We start from the raw sequence: 17,350 nt of genomic DNA on the forward strand, positions 1-17,350 counted from the left end.
GTATTCATATGGGTTCGCTTCGCTCGGTATCTGTTTAATTAGGGACTTTTTGGCTGAACACGGTGCGCGACAGGATATTCAGGGCCAGCACGCTGAAGGTGATCAGCAGTGCGCCGCCCCAGGCCAGCGAGCGCCAGTTGTCGTACGGGCTCATCGCAAACGATGCGATGACGGACGGCAAGTTGGCCATCGGCGCATTCATGTTGAAGCTTTGGAACTGGTTATTCAGGGCCGTGAACAGCAGCGGCGCCGTTTCGCCGGCGATGCGGGCCAATGCCAGCAGTACGCCGGTGATGACGCCGGCCTTGACGGCGCGCAAGCGCACCAGGGTGGCGACCTTCCAGCGCGGCGCGCCCAGGGCAAACGCGGCTTCCAGCAGGCTGTTCGGTACCAGGCGCAGCATATTGTCCGTCGTGCGCACCACCACCGGCACGGCGATCAGCGACAGGGCGATGGCGCCCGCGTAACCGGAGAAGTGTTTCACGTGCGCCACGTACAGCGCATACACGAACAGGCCGATGACGATCGATGGCGCCGACAGCATGATGTCCGTGACGAAGCGCGTCACTTGCGCCAGCTTGTTTTCTTCGCCGTATTCGGCCAGGTAGATGCCGGCCAGGATGCCGATCGGGGTGCTGACGACGGTTGCCAGGCCCACCATCAGGGCGCTGCCGACGATGGCATTGATCAGACCGCCGCCTTCGCTGCCGGGGGCCGGCGTCGTTTGCGTGAACAGGTCGACGGACAAGGCGCCGAAACCCTTGATCACCAGGGTGAACAGGATCCACACGAGCACGGCCAGGCCCAGGGCCATGGCGGCCACCGACAGGGCGATGCCGACGCGGTGCATCAGCAGGCGCTTGCGGTAGACGGGGTTCATGGCCGGCTTGGCCGGAACGTCGAGAGTGCTTACTTGGCTCATTTCGTGCCTTCCTTGCGGGACATGCCAGCCAGCATCAGCTTGGCGGCGGATAAGACGATAAAGGTGATGACAAACAGGATCAGTGCCAGCGAGAACAGCGAGGACACGTGCAGCGCCGATTGCGCTTCGCCGAATTCGTTCGCCAGCAGCGAGGTGATGCTGTTACCGGCGGCAAACAGCGACCACGACAGCTTGTTCGCGTTGCCGATGACGAAGGTGACGGCCATGGTCTCGCCCAGCGCGCGGCCCAGGCCCAGCATGACGCCGCCGACGACGCCGGTCTTGGTGTAAGGCAAGACAATCTTGCGCACCACTTCCCAGCGCGTGCAACCCAGGCCGTAGGCGGATTCCTTCAGCACGGCAGGCACGATCTCGAACACGTCGCGCATCACGGAAGCGATGAAGGGGATGATCATGATGGCCAGCACCAGGCCGGCCGTCAGCAAGCCGATGCCCATCATGGGGCCGCTGAACAGCTGGCCGATGACGGGGACGTTGCCCAGGGTGGCTTTCAGCAAAGGCTGGACGTGGTCGGCGAACAGGGGCGCGAAGACGAACAGGCCCCAGATGCCGTAGATGATCGATGGCACGCCGGCCAGCAGCTCGACAGCCGTGCCCAGCGGGCGGCGCAGCCAGGCCGGGCAAATTTCCGTGAGGAATAGGGCGATGCCGAAGCTGACGGGGAAGGCGATCAGCAAGGCGATGACGGACGTCACCAGGGTGCCGATGATGGGAATCAGGGCGCCGTACTGGTCATTGACGGGGTCCCATTCCGCGGACACGATGAAATGCAGGCCGAAGGTCTGGAAGGCCGGTATCGATTCCATGATCAGCGAAATGATGATGCCGACCAGGACGATCAGCACCGACAGGGCGAACAGCATCGTCACCTTGTGGAACAGAAAATCCTGGATGCGCTGCTTGCGCATGGTGGAAAGCATTTGCGCGTGACTGATGGAATCGGTCATGGTGCCGCCTGGCAGGGGGATCGTGGAGGAGGTAGATTGTGCGCTCATATTGTGCCAGATGTGGGTGGTACTGCCGGTGTCGCTATTTTGAACTCTTGTTTTATTGTTGCTTCTTTAGCCAGGACCGTCTGCAAGGGCTTGCGGGCGGTCCTGGCTAACTCCCTGCCCCGCCGCCGTGCTGCTGGCGGGGGCAAGGATGGGTACTTAGTCAGGCATGCAGACTATCGGATTAGTAGATCGACTTGCCCGATGCGTCTTTCAGGTTGGCTTTCCACGACTCTTGCACCAGTTTCACGACCGATGCCGGCATCGGCACGTAGTCCAGTTCGACTGCAGCTGGGCCGCCGTTTTTGTAGGCCCAGTCGAAGAATTTCAGGACTTCCTTGGCCTTGGCTGCGTCAGCCTGGACTTTGTGCATCAGGATGAACGACACGCCGGTGATCGGCCAGCTGTTCTTGCCAGCCTGGTCGGTCAGGACCACGCCGAAGCCTGGGGTTTGCGTCCAAGGTGCCGAAGCGGCTGCTGCCTTGAAGTTTTCGTCGTCAGGTTGCAGGTAGTTGCCATCCTTGTTTTGCAGCTGGGTGTGCGACATCTTGTTTTTCTTGGCGTAAGCCCACTCGACGTAGCCGATCGAACCCTTGATACGCTGCACGTTGGCGGCGACGCCTTCGTTACCCTTGCCGCCCACGCCCACGGCCCATTTCACAGCCGAGCCAGCACCGATTTTCGATTTGAATTCCGGGTTGGTTTTCGACAGGAAGTCGGTGAACAGGAAGGACGTGCCCGAACCGTCGGCGCGGTGTACCACGGTAATTTCCGTGTCCGGCAGCTTGACGCCCGTGTTCAGTGCGGCGATTTCCGGCGCGCTCCACTTGGTGATCTTGCCCAGGTAGATGTCGCCAACGACTTTACCCGTCATTTTCAGCTGGCCTGGGGTTACGCCGTCCAGGTTGACGATGGTGACCACGCCGCCCATGATGGCCGGGAACTGCATCAGGCCAGCTTCTTCCAGCTCTTCTGCCTTCAAAGGCATGTCCGAGGCGCCGAATTCAACAGTCTTGGCCTTGATTTGCTTGATGCCAGCGCCGGAACCGACGGACTGGTAGTTCAGGCCGTTGCCGGTGTTGGCTTTGTACGTCTCAGCCCATTTGGCGTAGATAGGGTACGGGAAGGTTGCGCCAGCACCTGTCATATCTGCCGCCATGACGGAAGCGGAAGAAAATGCCATCGCTGCCGAAGCACCCACGACGATAAATTTGAACATTTGCTTCATTTGCATATCAAGTCCTCAGGGTTGTTAGGGCTCAAAGTCCCGGTTGAATGCTGCGCAGTCTAGCAAGCGAATATGACAGCTTTATGACATGGGTAAAAAATCCTGAAATAATTGGCTACGCCCCGGGAATACCCCTTTTCGACGTGAAAAATGACAGGCCGGGCGACGCTTTATGACAGCTTATGTCACGCTTACGTCATATTTCATGATTACACTCACAGCGCGTCATACATGATGAAATACGGCTAGAATTAACTATCTGCAAAGACAAAAGAATATGAAACCTGAACTGCACACGGAAGTGACCAAATCGGGCATCCTGCTTGACCGCGAGCTGTCGCAACTGACTTTCAACCGGCGCGTGATGGCCCAGGCGGAAGACCCGAACATTCCGCTGCTCGAGCGCCTGCGCTACCTGTGCATCGTCAGCAGTAATATGGATGAGTTCTTCGAGGTGCGCGTGGCCAGCCTGCTGGCGGCCGGCAGCATCGGCGGTTCGCTGGCCGGCCACCCTGCCCTGGCGGCCAACCTGGAGCGCATCGGCAAGGAGTGCCATGCGCTGGTGGAACGCCAGTACGAGATATTAAATAACGACGTCTTGCCGGCCCTGCGCGAAGCGGGCGTGCATTTGCTGCGCGACAGCGACCGCAACGAGGCGCAGCGCGCGTGGGTCAAGGAATATTTCGACCGCGAAGTGCGCCCCCTGCTGACGCCGATCGGCCTCGACCCGGCCCACCCGTTCCCGCAGGTCGTCAACAAGAGTCTCAATTTCATCGTCTCTCTGAGCGGCAAGGATGCGTTCGGCCGCGGCACGGCGATCGCCATCGTCAAGGCGCCCCGCGTCTTGCCACGCGTCATCAAGCTGCCGGACGAGATTTCCGGCGACGGCGTGTCCTTCTGTTTATTGTCCTCCGTCATCCATGCGCATATCTCGGACTTGTTCGCCGGACGCGAAGTGATTGCCTATTCGCAATTCCGGGTCACGCGCGACAGCGACCTGTGGGTGGACGAGGATGAAGTCAAGAATTTGCGCCAAGCCCTGAAAGGCGAGCTGGTCGGTCGCCAGTTCGGCACCTCCGTGCGGCTGGAAGTGGCGCGCAATTGTCCGCCAGAATTGTCGCAGTTCCTGCTCGACCAGTTTAATCTGGATCAAAGCCGCCTGTACCGCGTCAACGGCCCCGTGAACCTCGTGCGCCTGTCGGAAATGATCGACCACGTCAAGCAGCCCGAGCTGCGCTTCCCGCCGTTCTTCCCCGGCCTCGCGCACAAAGCCATCGGCAACGACATCTTTGCCGCCCTGACCAAGCACGACATCCTGCTGCACCACCCCTACCAGTCGTTCCAGACGGTCATCGACTTCATCCGCAGCGCCGCCTACGATCCGTCCGTCGTCGCCATCAAGCAGACGATTTACCGCACGGGCATGAACTCGGACCTGATGGAGTCGCTCATTACGGCGGCGAAGATGGGCAAGGAAGTGACCGTCATCGTGGAATTGATGGCGCGTTTCGACGAAGAAGCCAATATCAACTGGGCCGACAAGCTCGAGCAAGCCGGCGCGCAAGTCGTGTACGGCGTCGTGGGATTGAAAACCCATGCCAAGGTGGCGCTCGTCATCCGCCGCGAAGAAGGCTCCCTGCGCTTCTACGCCCACTTGGGTACCGGCAACTACCATCCCACGACAACCAAGCTGTACACGGACTTCGGCTTGCTGACGGCCAACCAGGACCTGGCCGTGGAAGTCAATGAAGTCTTCATCCACCTGACCAGCCTGACCAAGCCGCACAACCTGAACCATTTGTGGCTGGCCCCGTTCGGCCTGCAAAGCGAGATCATCAAGGCCATCCGCAACGAGGCGAAGATCGCCCGTTCGGGCCGGCGCGGGCGCATCATCGTGAAAGTCAACGCGCTGGTGGATGAATCCGTGATCCGCGCCCTGTATGCGGCCTCGACCGATGGCGTGAAGATCGACCTGATCGTGCGCGGCGCCTGCACCCTGAAGCCGGGCGTGCCTGGCCTGTCGGAAAACATCAAGGTGCGCTCCGTGATCGGTCGTTTCCTCGAACATAGCCGCATTTACTACTTCCGCAACGACCTGGCGCACGATGTCTACCTGGCCAGCGCCGACTGGATGAGCCGCAACCTGTTCCGCAGGGTGGAAGTGGCCTTCCCCGTGCTGGACCGGGCGCTGAAGCGGCGCGTGATCGCCGAGGGCCTGAATCCGTATTTGAAGGATAATACCAATGCATGGGAACTGGAGCCGACGGGCCATTACGCACGCCGCAAGCCGCGCGGCAAGCAAACGCCGTTCAGTGCCCAGCAGTATTTGATGCATTCACTGGGCACGCCGGGCGCGGAGGTCGGCGAATAGGCAATTCTACACAGAGGAGCACAGCATGGATCTCATCTTGTGGCGACACGCAGAAGCCGAGCCGGGCGTCCCCGACCTCGAACGCGCCCTGACCGTCAAAGGACAGAAACAGGCGCGCCGCATGGGGGAATGGCTGGCCTCGCAACTACCGGAAAATTGCCGCATCCTCGTCAGCCCCGCCCTGCGCACCCTGCAAACGGCGGAAGCGCTGGGGCGCAAGTTCAAGCTGATGCCGGAACTGGCGCCCGGCGCCGAGGCGGAGGATATCCTCAAGGCGGCCAACTGGCCCGGCGGCAAGGAAACCGTGCTCATCGTCGGCCACCAGCCCACCCTGGGCCAGGCCGCCGCCCTGCTATTGACGGGAGAAGAGCAGGAATGGGAACTGCGCAAGGCCAGCGCGTGGTGGTTCTCCCAGCGCGAACCAGGCGACCCGATCAGTGTTTATCTGAAAGCCGTGATGGCGCATGATCTGGTGGTGAAATAACGGTGCTCGAGCAGGGAACTGCGCAAGGCCAGCGCAAGGATGGACGGGTTCTCGCAGCGCGAACCAGGTGACCCCATCAGTGTGTATCTGAAGGCCGTGATGGCGCATGACCTGGTGGTGAAATAAGGGTGGTGAAATAGAGAAAATGCGCAAAAAGTGCGCTGGGACAAATACTAGCAGAAATTACAACTCGGCGGCCTTGTAAAGCGCTGCCGATCTGCTAGAGTTTAATTGCATCAACTACGTGTTGGAGCGCTGCTCTGGCACATTGAGCAACCCAGCGGACAGCCGTCCAACGGCGGCTGAAAGACCATGTTAACCTTCGTCGTTTTTCTCTTCATCGCCATCTTCGCCGCCATCATCGGCTTCGTCGCCTTTGAACTGATCGAAGAAATGCGCGGCAGTCACCACAAGCTGATGGACCGCTACCACGAGTAGTGTTCGCCTCGGCAATATCGCATGGCGCCAGCGACGGCCTACAGGCCCGTCCCTCGCGCCATCCTTGTATCTCCCCACAAAACTTACTGCGCGTCGCGATTTGCAATCTGCGATGCTCACTGCCTCGGCGGCCCCGTGCACAGCACAGTTCCGCTTCTCGATCACAACTCCCTTCCGCTCGCTACAGTTTTGTAGGGAGCTAGTACTTTACACTCCCGTCTTGAACTTCGTATAGATACGCGTCATCAAGCGGCGGATGTCGGCCGTGGTCGCTTCCGGTGCGGCCATGCGCTGCTTGTCGGCGTCCGACAGGAAGATGGCCTTGTTTTCACCGATGTCCTTGCGCACATATTTGATGCTGGCCGGATTCGGATTCGCGTAGAACACCTTGTTGCTCAGGCTGGCATGCACTTGCGGGCGCAAAATATAGTTGATGAACAGGTGCGCGTTGGTCGGATGCGGCGCGTCGGCGGGGATGGCCATGGTGTCGAACATCAGGGCGGCCGTCTTCGGTACCAGCACCTGGATCACATTGCCGTTTTTCGCATCGATGGCGCGCTGGCGCGCGATATTGATGTCGCCCGACCAGCCCAGCGCGACGCAGACGGAGCCGTTGGCCATGTCGTTGATGTAGCCGGATGAGCTGAACAGGGTCACGTAGGGACGGATCGCCTGCAGCACCTTGCCCGCTTCCTGGTAATCGGCGGCCGCTTTCGAGTACGCGGGCTTGCCCAGGTATTGCAGGGCGGCCGGCAGCACTTCCGACGGCGAGTCGAGGAAGGACACGCCGCACGATTTCAGCTTCGCCGCGTATTTCGGGTCGAAGATCAGGTCCCACGCGTTGTCAGGCATGGGCATGCCGCCCAGCGCGGCCTTGACCTTGTTGACGTTGATGCCCACCGTCGTGTAGCCCCACAGCCAGTCGACCAGGTAATCGTTGTTCGGGTCGATCTTCGACAGCTTGGCCTGCAGGTTCTGGTCCAGGTTGCCCAGATTCGTCAGCTTGCTCTTGTCGAGCTTGCGCAACAGGCCCGCATCGATCTGCAGGCGCGCCCACTGGGCCGTCGGCACGACGATGTCGTAGCCGGACTTGCCCGCCACCAGTTTCGCATTGAGGATTTCGTTATTGTCGAAAACGTCGTAGCGTACCTTGATGCCCGTTTCCTTCTCAAAATTCTTGATCGTATCGTCGCCGATATAGTCCGACCAGTTATAGATGTTCAGGACCTTTTCTTCCTGAGCCTGAGCTTGGCCAGGCAAGGCCAGTACGGCCGCCGCCAAGGCCAGTCCCACTCCAATGCGCCGCCCTGCTTGCCATGTGTGTGCCATCGTACCGCCTCCGGAATTAGTCAGAAAATAGTGCCGATCATAACAAGAAGGGCGGCATCAGGTCTAGCCTGATACCGCCCTGCTTTCACTACCGGGGTCAGACTCCAAGCAACATTACACCTTGTCCAGCCCCACTTGCGCCCCCGTAAATACGAGGTTGCCGTTCTGGGCGTCGATGCGGATTTCGTCTTTCGGGCCGAACTTGCCTTCCAGAATCAGCTTCGACAGCGGATTTTCGATCTGCTGCTGGATCGCCCGCTTCAGCGGACGGGCGCCATACACCGGGTCATAGCCCGCTTCGGCGATCTGCTGCAAGGCCGCGTCCGTCAAGCTCAGCGCCATGTCCATGCGCGCCAGGCGTTCTTCGAGGATCTTCAGCTGGATCTTCGCGATCGCGCCGATGTTTTTCTCATCGAGGCCGTGGAACACGACGATTTCGTCGATGCGGTTGACGAACTCGGGACGGAAGTGCGAACGTACCTCGGCCATCACTGCCAGCTTCACGACACCGGGATCATCGCTTTCCATGGCCTGGATTTTATGCGAACCCAGGTTCGAGGTCATGATGATGACGGTATTCTTGAAGTCCACCGTGCGGCCCTGGCCATCCGTCATGCGTCCATCGTCGAGCACTTGCAGCAGCACGTTGAAGACGTCGGCATGCGCCTTTTCCACTTCGTCGAGCAGGATCACGCTGTACGGCTTGCGGCGCACGGCTTCCGTCAGGTAGCCGCCCTCGTCGTAGCCCACGTAGCCCGGCGGCGCGCCGATCAGACGGGCCACGGAGTGCTTCTCCATGAACTCGCTCATGTCGATGCGGATCATCGATTCTTCCGTATCGAACAGGAAGGTGGCCAGCGCCTTGCTCAGCTCGGTCTTGCCGACACCCGTCGGTCCCAGGAACATGAAGGAACCATATGGACGGTTCGGGTCGGAGAGGCCGGCGCGCGAACGGCGGATGGCGTCAGCCACGGCCGTGATCGCTTCATCCTGGCCCACGACGCGCTCGTGCAGCTTCTCTTCGATATGCAGCAGCTTGTCGCGCTCGCCCTGCATCATGCGCGACACGGGGATACCCGTCGCGCGCGACACCACTTCGGCGATTTCCTCGGCGCCCACTTCCGTGCGCAGCAGTTTCGGCTGGTCAGGGTCGAGTTTCGGGATGCCGCTGTCAGCCTGCTTGAGCTGGGCTTCCAGCTGCGGCAACTTGCCATACTGCAATTCCGACACTTTCTGCCAGTTGCTCTCGCGCGTGGCCTGCTCCATCTGCAGCTTGACGTGCTCGATCTCTTCCTTGATGTGCGTGCTGCCCTGCACCACGGCTTTTTCCGCCTTCAGGATTTCCTCGAAGTCATTGTATTCGCGCTGCAGCTTGACGATCTCTTCCTCGATCAAGGCCAGCCGGCGCAACGACGCTTCGTCCTTTTCCTTCTTGACGGCTTCGCGCTCGATCTTGAGCTGGATCAAACGGCGCTCCAGCTTGTCCATCACTTCCGGCTTCGAATCGATCTCGATCTTGATCTTCGCCGCCGCTTCATCGATCAGGTCGATCGCCTTGTCGGGCAAAAAGCGGTCCGTGATATAGCGGTGCGACAGCTCGGCGGCAGCGATGATGGCCGCGTCCGTGATTTCCACCTTGTGGTGCAGCGCATATTTATCCTGCAAGCCGCGCAGGATGGCGATCGTCGCTTCCACGGTCGGTTCGTCGACAAGCACTTTCTGGAAGCGGCGTTCCAGCGCGGCATCCTTCTCGATGTACTTGCGGTACTCGTCGAGGGTGGTCGCGCCCACGCAGTGCAGTTCGCCGCGCGCCAGCGCCGGTTTCAGCATATTGCCGGCATCCATCGCGCCTTCGGCCTTGCCCGCGCCCACCATGGTGTGCATTTCATCGATGAAGACGATGGTTTGCCCTTCATCCATGGCCAGTTCCTTCAGCACGGATTTCAGGCGCTCCTCGAATTCGCCGCGGAATTTCGCGCCAGCCAGCAAGGCGGCCATGTCCAGCGACAGTACGCGCTTGCCTTTCAGCGATTCCGGCACTTCGCCGTTGACGATGCGCTGCGCCAGGCCTTCGACGATGGCCGTCTTGCCCACGCCCGGTTCGCCGATCAGCACGGGGTTGTTCTTGCTGCGGCGCTGCAGGATCTGGATGGTGCGGCGGATTTCATCGTCGCGGCCGATCACAGGGTCGAGCTTGCCCTTGCGCGCCCGCTCAGTCAGGTCCAGCGTGTATTTTTTCAAGGCTTCGCGCTGGCCTTCGGCCTCTTGCGAGTCGACCTTGTTGCCGCCGCGCACAGCCTCGATGGCCGCTTCCAGCGCCTTGCGGGTCAGGCCGTTTTCGCGCGCCAGCTTGCCGCAGTCGGACTTGTCGTCCGTCATCGCCAGCAAGACCATTTCGCTGGAAACGAACTGGTCGCCAGCCTTCTGCGATTCCTTGTCGGCCAGGTTCAGCAGAGCCACGAATTCGCGGCTGACCTGCACGTCGCCGCCCGTGCCCGACACCTTCGGCAAGCGTTCGATGGACGCGCCCAGGGCCTTGGACAGGCCGCCCACGTTGACGCCGGCCCGCTGCAAGAGCGAACGGGCGCCGCCATCGTCCTGGTTCAACAGGGCCGTCAGCAGGTGGACTGGTTCGATATAGGGATTGTCGTTGCCCACGGCCAAGCTTTGCGCATCGGCCAGGGCTTCCTGTAATTTGGTAGTGAGTTTGTCTTGTCGCATGAAAAGCGCTCCCGGTTAATTAGTTGTTAACCAAATTGGGGTGAGGCAGTACTTTTCAAGCATACACAAAGCAGAAAACCGCTGCATTTGGGCAAATGCTAGCGTGCGCGGCAGATACGATTCAAATGGTGCTTGCTTTTGTCGTCCACTTGTCCAGCGCCGTCTCGTCGCTGTCGCGCGCATCGACCCAGCGCGCGCCTTCCGGCGTATCTTCCTTCTTCCAGAACGGCGCTTCCGTCTTCAGGTAGTCGATGATGAACTCGCAGGCGGCGAACGCTTCGCCCCGGTGGGCGGACGAGACGGCCACCAGTACGATCTGCTCCTGCGGCAACAGCGGCCCCACGCGGTGGATCACCAGCGCGCCCGACAGGGGCCAGCGCGCGCGCGCCTGCTCGACGATGGCTACAATGGACTTTTCCGTCATGCCCGGATAATGCTCGAGCTCCATGGCGGCCACGTCCAGCCCCTCGTTCATGTCGCGCACCGTGCCGACAAAGCCGACGACGGCGCCCACCTTGGGGTTGCCTGCACGCAATTGTGCGATTTCTTGACTCAAGTCAAAATCAGCTTGCTGGACGCGGACGCTGGTACTCATTTGGCATGCCCTCCGATACGGCGCAGCAGGGTTTCGATGCGGCTGGCCGTGCGCGCATCGGTGGCGGCGGCAATCGCGCACAGCTGCATCAGCTGCGACACTTGCGTGAGCGGCTTCTGGCCCGATTTCAGCGACGATTGCAGCACTTCCACCTGCATTTTCAGGCGGTCGCGGGCGAATTCGGCGCCGCTGTCGACGCCGGCGACGATTTCCAGGCGCAAGACTTCCTCGAGCAAGCGGGCCTCGTTGGCCTGCAATTGCTGCACGTAGGCGTCAGCGCCCTCGCCCAGCGCGGCCTGGGCGGCGGCAAAGCGCTGCTGCAGGCTGCGTTCGTATTGCGTGTCGAGCGGCGGCAAGGCGCTCCAGCGTTCGCTCCACGCTGGCGCGTCGGCATCGGCGCCGCCCTCGGCCAGCGACGCTTCCAGCGATTGCACCAGACGCAGCTTGTCGCGCAAGGCGTTGGCCTGGGCCGCGCCGGCCCGTTCGGCGATGGCGTCCGCTTGCGCCTGCACGCCGGCGACGGCCGCGTGGTAGCGCTGCTCGATCTTCGCTTCGCTGGCGCGCGGCACGGGGCCCGTGGCGTTCCAGGCGGCGCGCGTGTCGCGCAGCAAGTGATGGATGAAGGCCGTGCGGGACTTGTCGTCGCCTTCGGGCACGACGGCCGTTTCCAGCGTGGCGCACAGCGCTTCGCGCGCATGCAGGTGTTCGCGGCGCTCGTGGTCGGCCGCGTGGGCCGTTTCCTTGCGCTTGGCAAAGATATCGTCGCAGGCGGCGCGGAAACGCTGCCACAGCGCCTGTTCCGCGCGGCGCTCCAGCGGCAGGGCTTTCGCCAGTTCCTGCCATTTATCCTGCAAGGCTTTCAGCATGTCGACCGTGTTGCGCTCCGATGGCTTGAGCAAGCCCACTTCGACGATCAATTGTTCGCGCCGCGCCGTCTCGATCTGGCGCTGCGTGTCCAGCGGCTTCGACAGGGCGTCCAGCGCGGCGCCGAATTCCGTATCCAGGCGTTTCTTCTCCTTGCGGTCGATGGTGCCCAGGCGCGTCCAGGCCTGGCGCAGGCGCTGCGAAGCGGAGGCGACGTGTTTCCAGTCGGTACTTTCTTCGGCCGCCAGGGCCGCCGTTTCCGCGATCAGTTCCTGGGCCTTGGCCGCGTTGCCGTGGCGCTCTTCGGCCAATTGCTTGAAATGCTGGGCCGCCGGCGCATACGCGAGGCTGCAGGCGGCGTCGAAACGTTCCCACAGGGATTTCGGCGCCGGGCCGGACAAGGCATCGAGCGACTTCCAGCGCTCGCGCAGGCTGCCCACTTTCTTGGCCAGCTCGGCCATTGGAAGTTCCTGTGCCGGCAATTCCTCGCCCGCCTTGACCAATTCCTCGCGCGACACGTTGCCGCCCCAGCGCGCCCAGTCGGCCAGGCGCTTGAATTCTCCCCGCACATGGGCCAGGCGGTCCGCTTGCGCAGGCGTCAAACGGCCGTGCTTGCTATCGCGCAAGGTCTTGTCATGCTCGGAGGCCACGTGCAGCAAGCCATCCTGCAGGGCCGCCTCCATGGCGTCGAGCACCTTGAAGAACTGTTCCGTCGCTTCTTTCGAGACGGGTGCGTGTTCCGCGCGCGGCTTGCGCGGCGCCGGGTCGGCATGGGCTGGTGCGGCCTCTGGCGTTGCCGCCTGCACGGGCGCCGGCGCGCTGGCCAGCACGGCCGCAAATTGCTGCTGCAAGCTGTCGGACAAGGGCGACTCGGGCAGGCGCGGCAGGGCTTGCCATGCGCGCTTCAGGGTATCCACGTCGAGCGTGGCGGCGTCCTGCGCCTGCCATTCGGCCAGCGCGACCTGGCGCGCGTCGAACACGGCCTGGTGTTGCTGCAGGGCTTGCAGGGCGGACTGCGCCTGCTCGCGTGCCTGGGCGAAGTCGCTTTCCAGGTGTTTCGGCAAGGAGCCGCGCTCGGGCGATTGCGCATGCTGCGCATGTTCCCCGTCCAGGCGGGCCAGCGCCTGCGCCAGCTCGCCGGCGGACTGGCCATTGCTGGCCAGCGCGCGTGCAGCGGCGACGGCGTCGATCACGGCGCGCTGCAGCACCACTTGCGCTTCCAGGCGGGCGGCCAGCGCGGCGCGCGCGCCGGCAAAGGCGGTCGCCAGCTCCGGCGTGGCCTTGATGACTTGCCATTGGCGGTCCAGCTCGGCTACCTGGTTCGGGCTGAGCTTCTCATCGTTCAACAGGCGCTGGGCCGTGTCGATGCTGGCCTGGGCGCGTTGCGTCTCGGCAGCCTGATGACGGATCAGGTCGATACGGCCCTGCATCAGCTTGGCCACGCGGCGGTCCGTGTTGCGCATGGCGTGGTGGACTTTTTCCAGCAGGGGCAAGGCGTGGACGTGTTCGGCCGCGATCAGACGGGCATCGGCAAATTCGCTGGACACGATGAATTCAAAGGCGGCAGCCTCGTCGCCAGCCACGGCATGGGCACGCGCCACCTGTTCGGCGCGGCGCGATGCGCTCTGCGCCGAGGCGGCGGCCTGTTCTGCCACGACAGGGTCGGGTACGGCAGTCTTGCTGGCAGAACGCTTGAAGAGAAATTCGAACATGACGGGTTTCGCGTGGATCAAAACCACCATCATAACAAAGCCCGGGGTATTGCATCGGACAGGACTGAACAAGTTATCAAATGAATAAAGCGAATCTTTTCCGAATCTTTCCCCTGGATTTTTGCCCTATGGCGGTGCGCCGGCCGCCCTCGCGAAAACGCCTCCGGCAGACACCGCCTGGCGGGGTGTGCGCTCGCTACCCGTTCAAGCCTGCGCACGCAGCGGCTGTGCCGGCGCGGGCGGCGCGGGCGCGGCGCCATCCGCCAGCGTTTCAGCGCCGCCGGCTGCCGGCAAGGGCGCTGGCAAAACAAAGGGCAGCACTTGCGCCTTGCCACGGCGCGCTTCCTGCGCGCGCGCATCGTGGGCGAGGAACTGGTAGGCGATGGCAAACCACGCTTCGCCGACGATGACCTTGCGCGCCAGCGCAAACAGCTCGCGCTCTTCCTTTTCCAGGCGCTGCAGCAAGGCCGCGCAAAAGGCGTCGATGGCGGCGCACAGCTGCTCGGCTTGTAATTCGGAATGGTCGATGGCGGCACCCGCGCGCTGCTGCACGACATTGATGCTTTCCAGCGCCGCGTGGTTCAAGCCGTTCAACTCGTCCAGCAAGCCGTCCACATGGGGCGCGGCCTGGCGGATGGCGGGAATCAGGTACATCTCCACCTTGCGCCAATAGCTCCCCTGGTACAGCCGGTTCAGCCAGTCGCCCGTGTACTGCAGTTGCGCCAAACTGAGCCTGCTTTGCTGGCGCAGTTGCACCTGCATGTATTTCTGAAAAGCCAACAAGCTCATGCGGATGCTGGCCTGTTCCACCGACAGGGAAACCAATATATATGTTGCAGTAAGCATGCACTCACTCCCGAAAATGCGCCGGATATGTCATCCTGGAAGTGAAAGTGTAAAGACTACCGACAGGGGCCGGTTTGATCCTGCACAAACCCGCGGCTGGCCAGCCGCGCTTTCTTTTACGGCGCGCGCAGGCCGATATGCAGGTTGACGACGCCCGGCTCTTCCGACGGCGTGACTTCGCCGCCAAAGCTTTTCACCAGCCGCTGCATGCCCTTGTTGCGCGCCATCGCCTCGCCCACCAGCGCTTCCGTGCCCCGGCTGCGGAAGTAGTCGACCAGCTTCTCGAACAGGATGTGTCCCAGTCCCTTGCCTTTCAGGGCCGAGCGCACGGCGATGGCGAAATCGGCGTGGATATTGTCCGGATCGGCCACGGCGCGCACCACGCCCAGGGTTTCCGGCTTGCCGTCCGGGCCCGTGTGCGTGGCGATGAAGGCCATGGCGCGGTCGTAATCGATCTGCGTCAGGCGCGCCAGCTGCGACACGGGCAGCTCGCGCATGGACGTGAAGAAGCGCAGGCGCACGTCGTCCGGGTCCAGCGCGTGGAACAGGTCCATGTGCTGCGGCGCGTCCTCGGGGCGGATGGGGCGCAGCAGGATGGATTGGTCCATCCACGTCACCTGCTCTTCCAGCTCCTGCGGATACGGGCGGATGGCCAGGCGGTCGCGCTTCTGGCCCGGCTGCAGGCGGATGCGCGCGTCGAGGGCGATCACGCCGTCCGCGTCGGCCACCAGGGGATTGATGTCGAGTTCGGCCAGCTCGCCGATGTCGGCCACCAGTTCGGCCACCTGGATCAGGGTGTAGCAGATGGCGTCGATGTCGGCCGGCGGCTGGTTGCGGTAGCCGGCCAGCAGCTTCGACACGCGCGTGCGCGCCAGCATGTCGCGCGCCAGCACCATGTTCAGGGGCGGCAGGCCGATGGCGTGGTCGGCCGTCACTTCCACGGCGATGCCGCCCTGCCCCACCAGGATCACGGGGCCGAAGGCGGCGTCCGTCGTCACGCCGACGATCAATTCATGCGATTGCGGCCGGCGCGCCATCTGCTGCACGGTAAAACCGTCGATCAGCGCGTCGGGACGCATGCGGCGCACGCGCTTGAGCATGGCGGCGGCGGCCGTGCGCAGGATGTCGGGCGTATCGAGGTCGAGCGCCACGCCGCCCACGTCGGACTTGTGCGCGATGTCGGGCGAGTGGATTTTCAACGCGACGGGATAGCCGATGTCGGCCGCCACGGCCAGCGCCTCTTCCACGTCGGCCGCCATGCGCGTGGTGGCGACGGGAATGCCGTAGGCGGCCAGGATTTCCTTCGAGTGGCATTCACCGAGCACCGTCTGGCCGGCCGCCAGCGCGGCGGCGACGATTTCGCGCACGCGCGCGCGGCGCGGCGTGGCCGACATGGGCAGCTGCGCCGGCACCTGCATCAGGGTTTCCTGGTTGCGCCGGTACTGCACGATCTGCATGAAGCCATGTACGGCCTTTTCCGGCGTGTCGTAGGTGGGAATGCCGGCCCGGTTGAAGACCTGGCGCGCGGGCGCCACGGTGGTGCCGCCCAGCAGGCACGACAGCACCGTGCGCGAGGTGGCCTTGATCAGCGGCGTGACGGCTTCGGCGATATCGATCGACGAGACCATGGCCGTGGGTGCGTGCAGCAGCAACAAGGCGTCCGCCTGCGGCTCGTCGAGCAGCGGCTTGATGGCGTCGGCATAGCGCTGCACGGCTGCGTCGCCGGGCAAGCCCACGGGGTTGTCGTGCGACCAGCCCCGTGGCAAGGCTTTTTCCAGCGCGATGACGGTGTCCGGGGAGAGTTCGGCCAGCTTGCCGCCGCTGCCCACCAGGGCGTCGGTGGCCATCACGCCCAGGCCGCCGCCGTTGCACAGGATCGCCAGGCGCTCGCCGCGCTGCGAACGGATATGCGTGAGGGTTTCCACGGCATCGAAGAGCTCTTCGGCCGAATACACGCGCAGCATGCCGGCGCGGCGGATGGCCGCGTCGTACACGGCGTCGGAACCGGCCAGCGCGCCCGTATGCCAGGCCGCCATGGCCGCGCCTTCCGCCTCGCGCCCCGCTTTCAGGACGATGACGGGCTTGCTGCGCGCGGCCGCCCGCGCCGCCGACATGAATTTGCGCGCCGCCTGGATATCTTCCATGTACAGCAGGATGGCGGCCGTGTCGACGTCGCCGGCCAGGTAGTCGAGCAGATCGCCGAAATCGATATCGTAGCTGGCGCCCAGCGAAATGAACTTGGAAAAGCCCACGCCATGCGCGTTGGCCCAGTCGAGCACGCCCGACACCAGCGCGCCCGATTGCGAGACGAAGGCGATCTTGCCGCTGGTCGCGCCTACATGGGCGAAGCTGGCGTTCAAGCCCAGTTTCGGCACCAGCAGCCCCATGCTGTTGGGGCCGAGGATGCGCAGCAGGTGCGGCTTGGCCGCCTTCAGCATGGCCAGGCGCAGCGACTGCTCGCGCACGGGGTCGAGGCCGGACGTCATGACGATGGCCGCGCGCGTGCCCAGCGCACCCAATTCACGGATCAAGGCCGTGATGGTGGCGGGCGGCGTGCAGATGATGGCCAGGTCTGGCGCTTTCGGCAGCTGCGCCAGCTTGCGGTAGCATTTCAGGCCCATCAGCTCGTCGTACTTGGGATTGACGGGCCAAATGTCCCCTTGGTAGCCGCCACCGAGCAGGTTGTACAGGGCGATGGCGCCCAGCTTGCGTTCGCGCGCCGTGGCGCCGATCAGGGCCACCGAGGCCGGCTTGAACAGCTTGTCGAGATTACGGATACTCATGTTCTGGCCTCATGGATTGCCGGAGCGGGATTGCCGGAGCGGCT

The 17,350-nt window shown here is 63.0% G+C and carries 12 protein-coding genes; 3 read left to right on the forward strand and 9 right to left on the reverse strand.

Annotation, left to right across the window (positions count from 1 at the left end; all coding sequences use genetic code 11):
* Positions 1–34: 34 nt before the first annotated feature.
* From pstA to pstS, 3 genes are all read right to left on the reverse strand, one after another.
* A complete protein-coding gene (gene pstA, locus CLU94_RS04080; protein WP_077402151.1) occupies positions 35–922 on the reverse strand; it encodes a phosphate ABC transporter permease PstA in 888 nt (295 codons plus the stop codon).
* A complete protein-coding gene (gene pstC / locus CLU94_RS04085; protein WP_099664709.1) occupies positions 919–1,890 on the reverse strand; it encodes a phosphate ABC transporter permease subunit PstC in 972 nt (323 codons plus the stop codon). The genes pstA and pstC overlap by 4 nt, the downstream gene beginning before the upstream one ends.
* Positions 1,891–2,119: 229 nt before the next feature.
* The gene (pstS, locus tag CLU94_RS04090; protein WP_099664710.1) at positions 2,120–3,169 is read right to left on the reverse strand and encodes a phosphate ABC transporter substrate-binding protein PstS; all 1,050 of its coding nucleotides are present in this window, start codon (positions 3,167–3,169) and stop codon (positions 2,120–2,122) included.
* 271 nt (positions 3,170–3,440) lie between these two features.
* Between pstS and ppk1 the strand changes: the two genes are divergently transcribed.
* From ppk1 to CLU94_RS28625, 3 genes are all read left to right on the forward strand, one after another.
* Complete coding sequence (gene ppk1, locus CLU94_RS04095; protein ID WP_099664711.1) at positions 3,441–5,534, forward strand: polyphosphate kinase 1; 2,094 nt, start codon at positions 3,441–3,443, stop codon at positions 5,532–5,534.
* A 25-nt stretch (positions 5,535–5,559) separates the two neighbouring features.
* On the forward strand, positions 5,560–6,018 hold the full coding sequence (gene sixA, locus CLU94_RS04100) for a phosphohistidine phosphatase SixA (RefSeq protein WP_070254143.1): 459 nt from the start codon (positions 5,560–5,562) through the stop codon (positions 6,016–6,018).
* Between the two features lie 312 nt (positions 6,019–6,330).
* A complete protein-coding gene (locus CLU94_RS28625) occupies positions 6,331–6,456 on the forward strand; it encodes a hypothetical protein (protein ID WP_257218666.1) in 126 nt (41 codons plus the stop codon).
* Positions 6,457–6,663: 207 nt separating this feature from the next.
* On the opposite strand, the gene CLU94_RS04110 is transcribed toward CLU94_RS28625, so the two are convergent.
* The 6 genes from CLU94_RS04110 to CLU94_RS04135 all read right to left on the reverse strand — a co-directional run bounded on the left by CLU94_RS04110 (position 6,664) and on the right by CLU94_RS04135 (position 17,306).
* Positions 6,664–7,785 carry a polyamine ABC transporter substrate-binding protein gene (locus CLU94_RS04110; protein ID WP_099664712.1) on the reverse strand — a complete coding sequence of 374 codons (1,122 nt, stop codon included), beginning with the start codon at positions 7,783–7,785 and terminating at the stop codon, positions 6,664–6,666.
* Between the two features lie 114 nt (positions 7,786–7,899).
* Positions 7,900–10,506 carry an ATP-dependent chaperone ClpB gene (gene clpB / locus CLU94_RS04115; RefSeq protein WP_099664713.1) on the reverse strand — a complete coding sequence of 869 codons (2,607 nt, stop codon included), beginning with the start codon at positions 10,504–10,506 and terminating at the stop codon, positions 7,900–7,902.
* Positions 10,507–10,627: 121 nt separating this feature from the next.
* Positions 10,628–11,101, reverse strand: a complete 474-nt coding sequence (gene moaE, locus CLU94_RS04120; protein ID WP_099664714.1) for a molybdopterin synthase catalytic subunit MoaE — start codon at positions 11,099–11,101, stop codon at positions 10,628–10,630.
* Positions 11,098–13,710, reverse strand: a complete 2,613-nt coding sequence (locus CLU94_RS04125) for a DUF349 domain-containing protein (RefSeq protein WP_257218667.1) — start codon at positions 13,708–13,710, stop codon at positions 11,098–11,100. Before CLU94_RS04125 ends, moaE begins: the two co-directional genes overlap by 4 nt.
* A gap of 171 nt (positions 13,711–13,881) precedes the next feature.
* The gene (locus tag CLU94_RS04130) at positions 13,882–14,523 is read right to left on the reverse strand and encodes a hypothetical protein (RefSeq protein ID WP_143451339.1); all 642 of its coding nucleotides are present in this window, start codon (positions 14,521–14,523) and stop codon (positions 13,882–13,884) included.
* A gap of 116 nt (positions 14,524–14,639) precedes the next feature.
* Complete coding sequence (locus CLU94_RS04135; RefSeq protein WP_180278590.1) at positions 14,640–17,306, reverse strand: bifunctional acetate--CoA ligase family protein/GNAT family N-acetyltransferase; 2,667 nt, start codon at positions 17,304–17,306, stop codon at positions 14,640–14,642.
* Positions 17,307–17,350 lie beyond the last annotated feature (44 nt).

It is taken from the genome of Janthinobacterium sp. 13, from assembly GCF_002749695.1.
In the GTDB taxonomy this organism is placed as follows: domain Bacteria; phylum Pseudomonadota; class Gammaproteobacteria; order Burkholderiales; family Burkholderiaceae_D; genus Janthinobacterium; species Janthinobacterium kumbetense.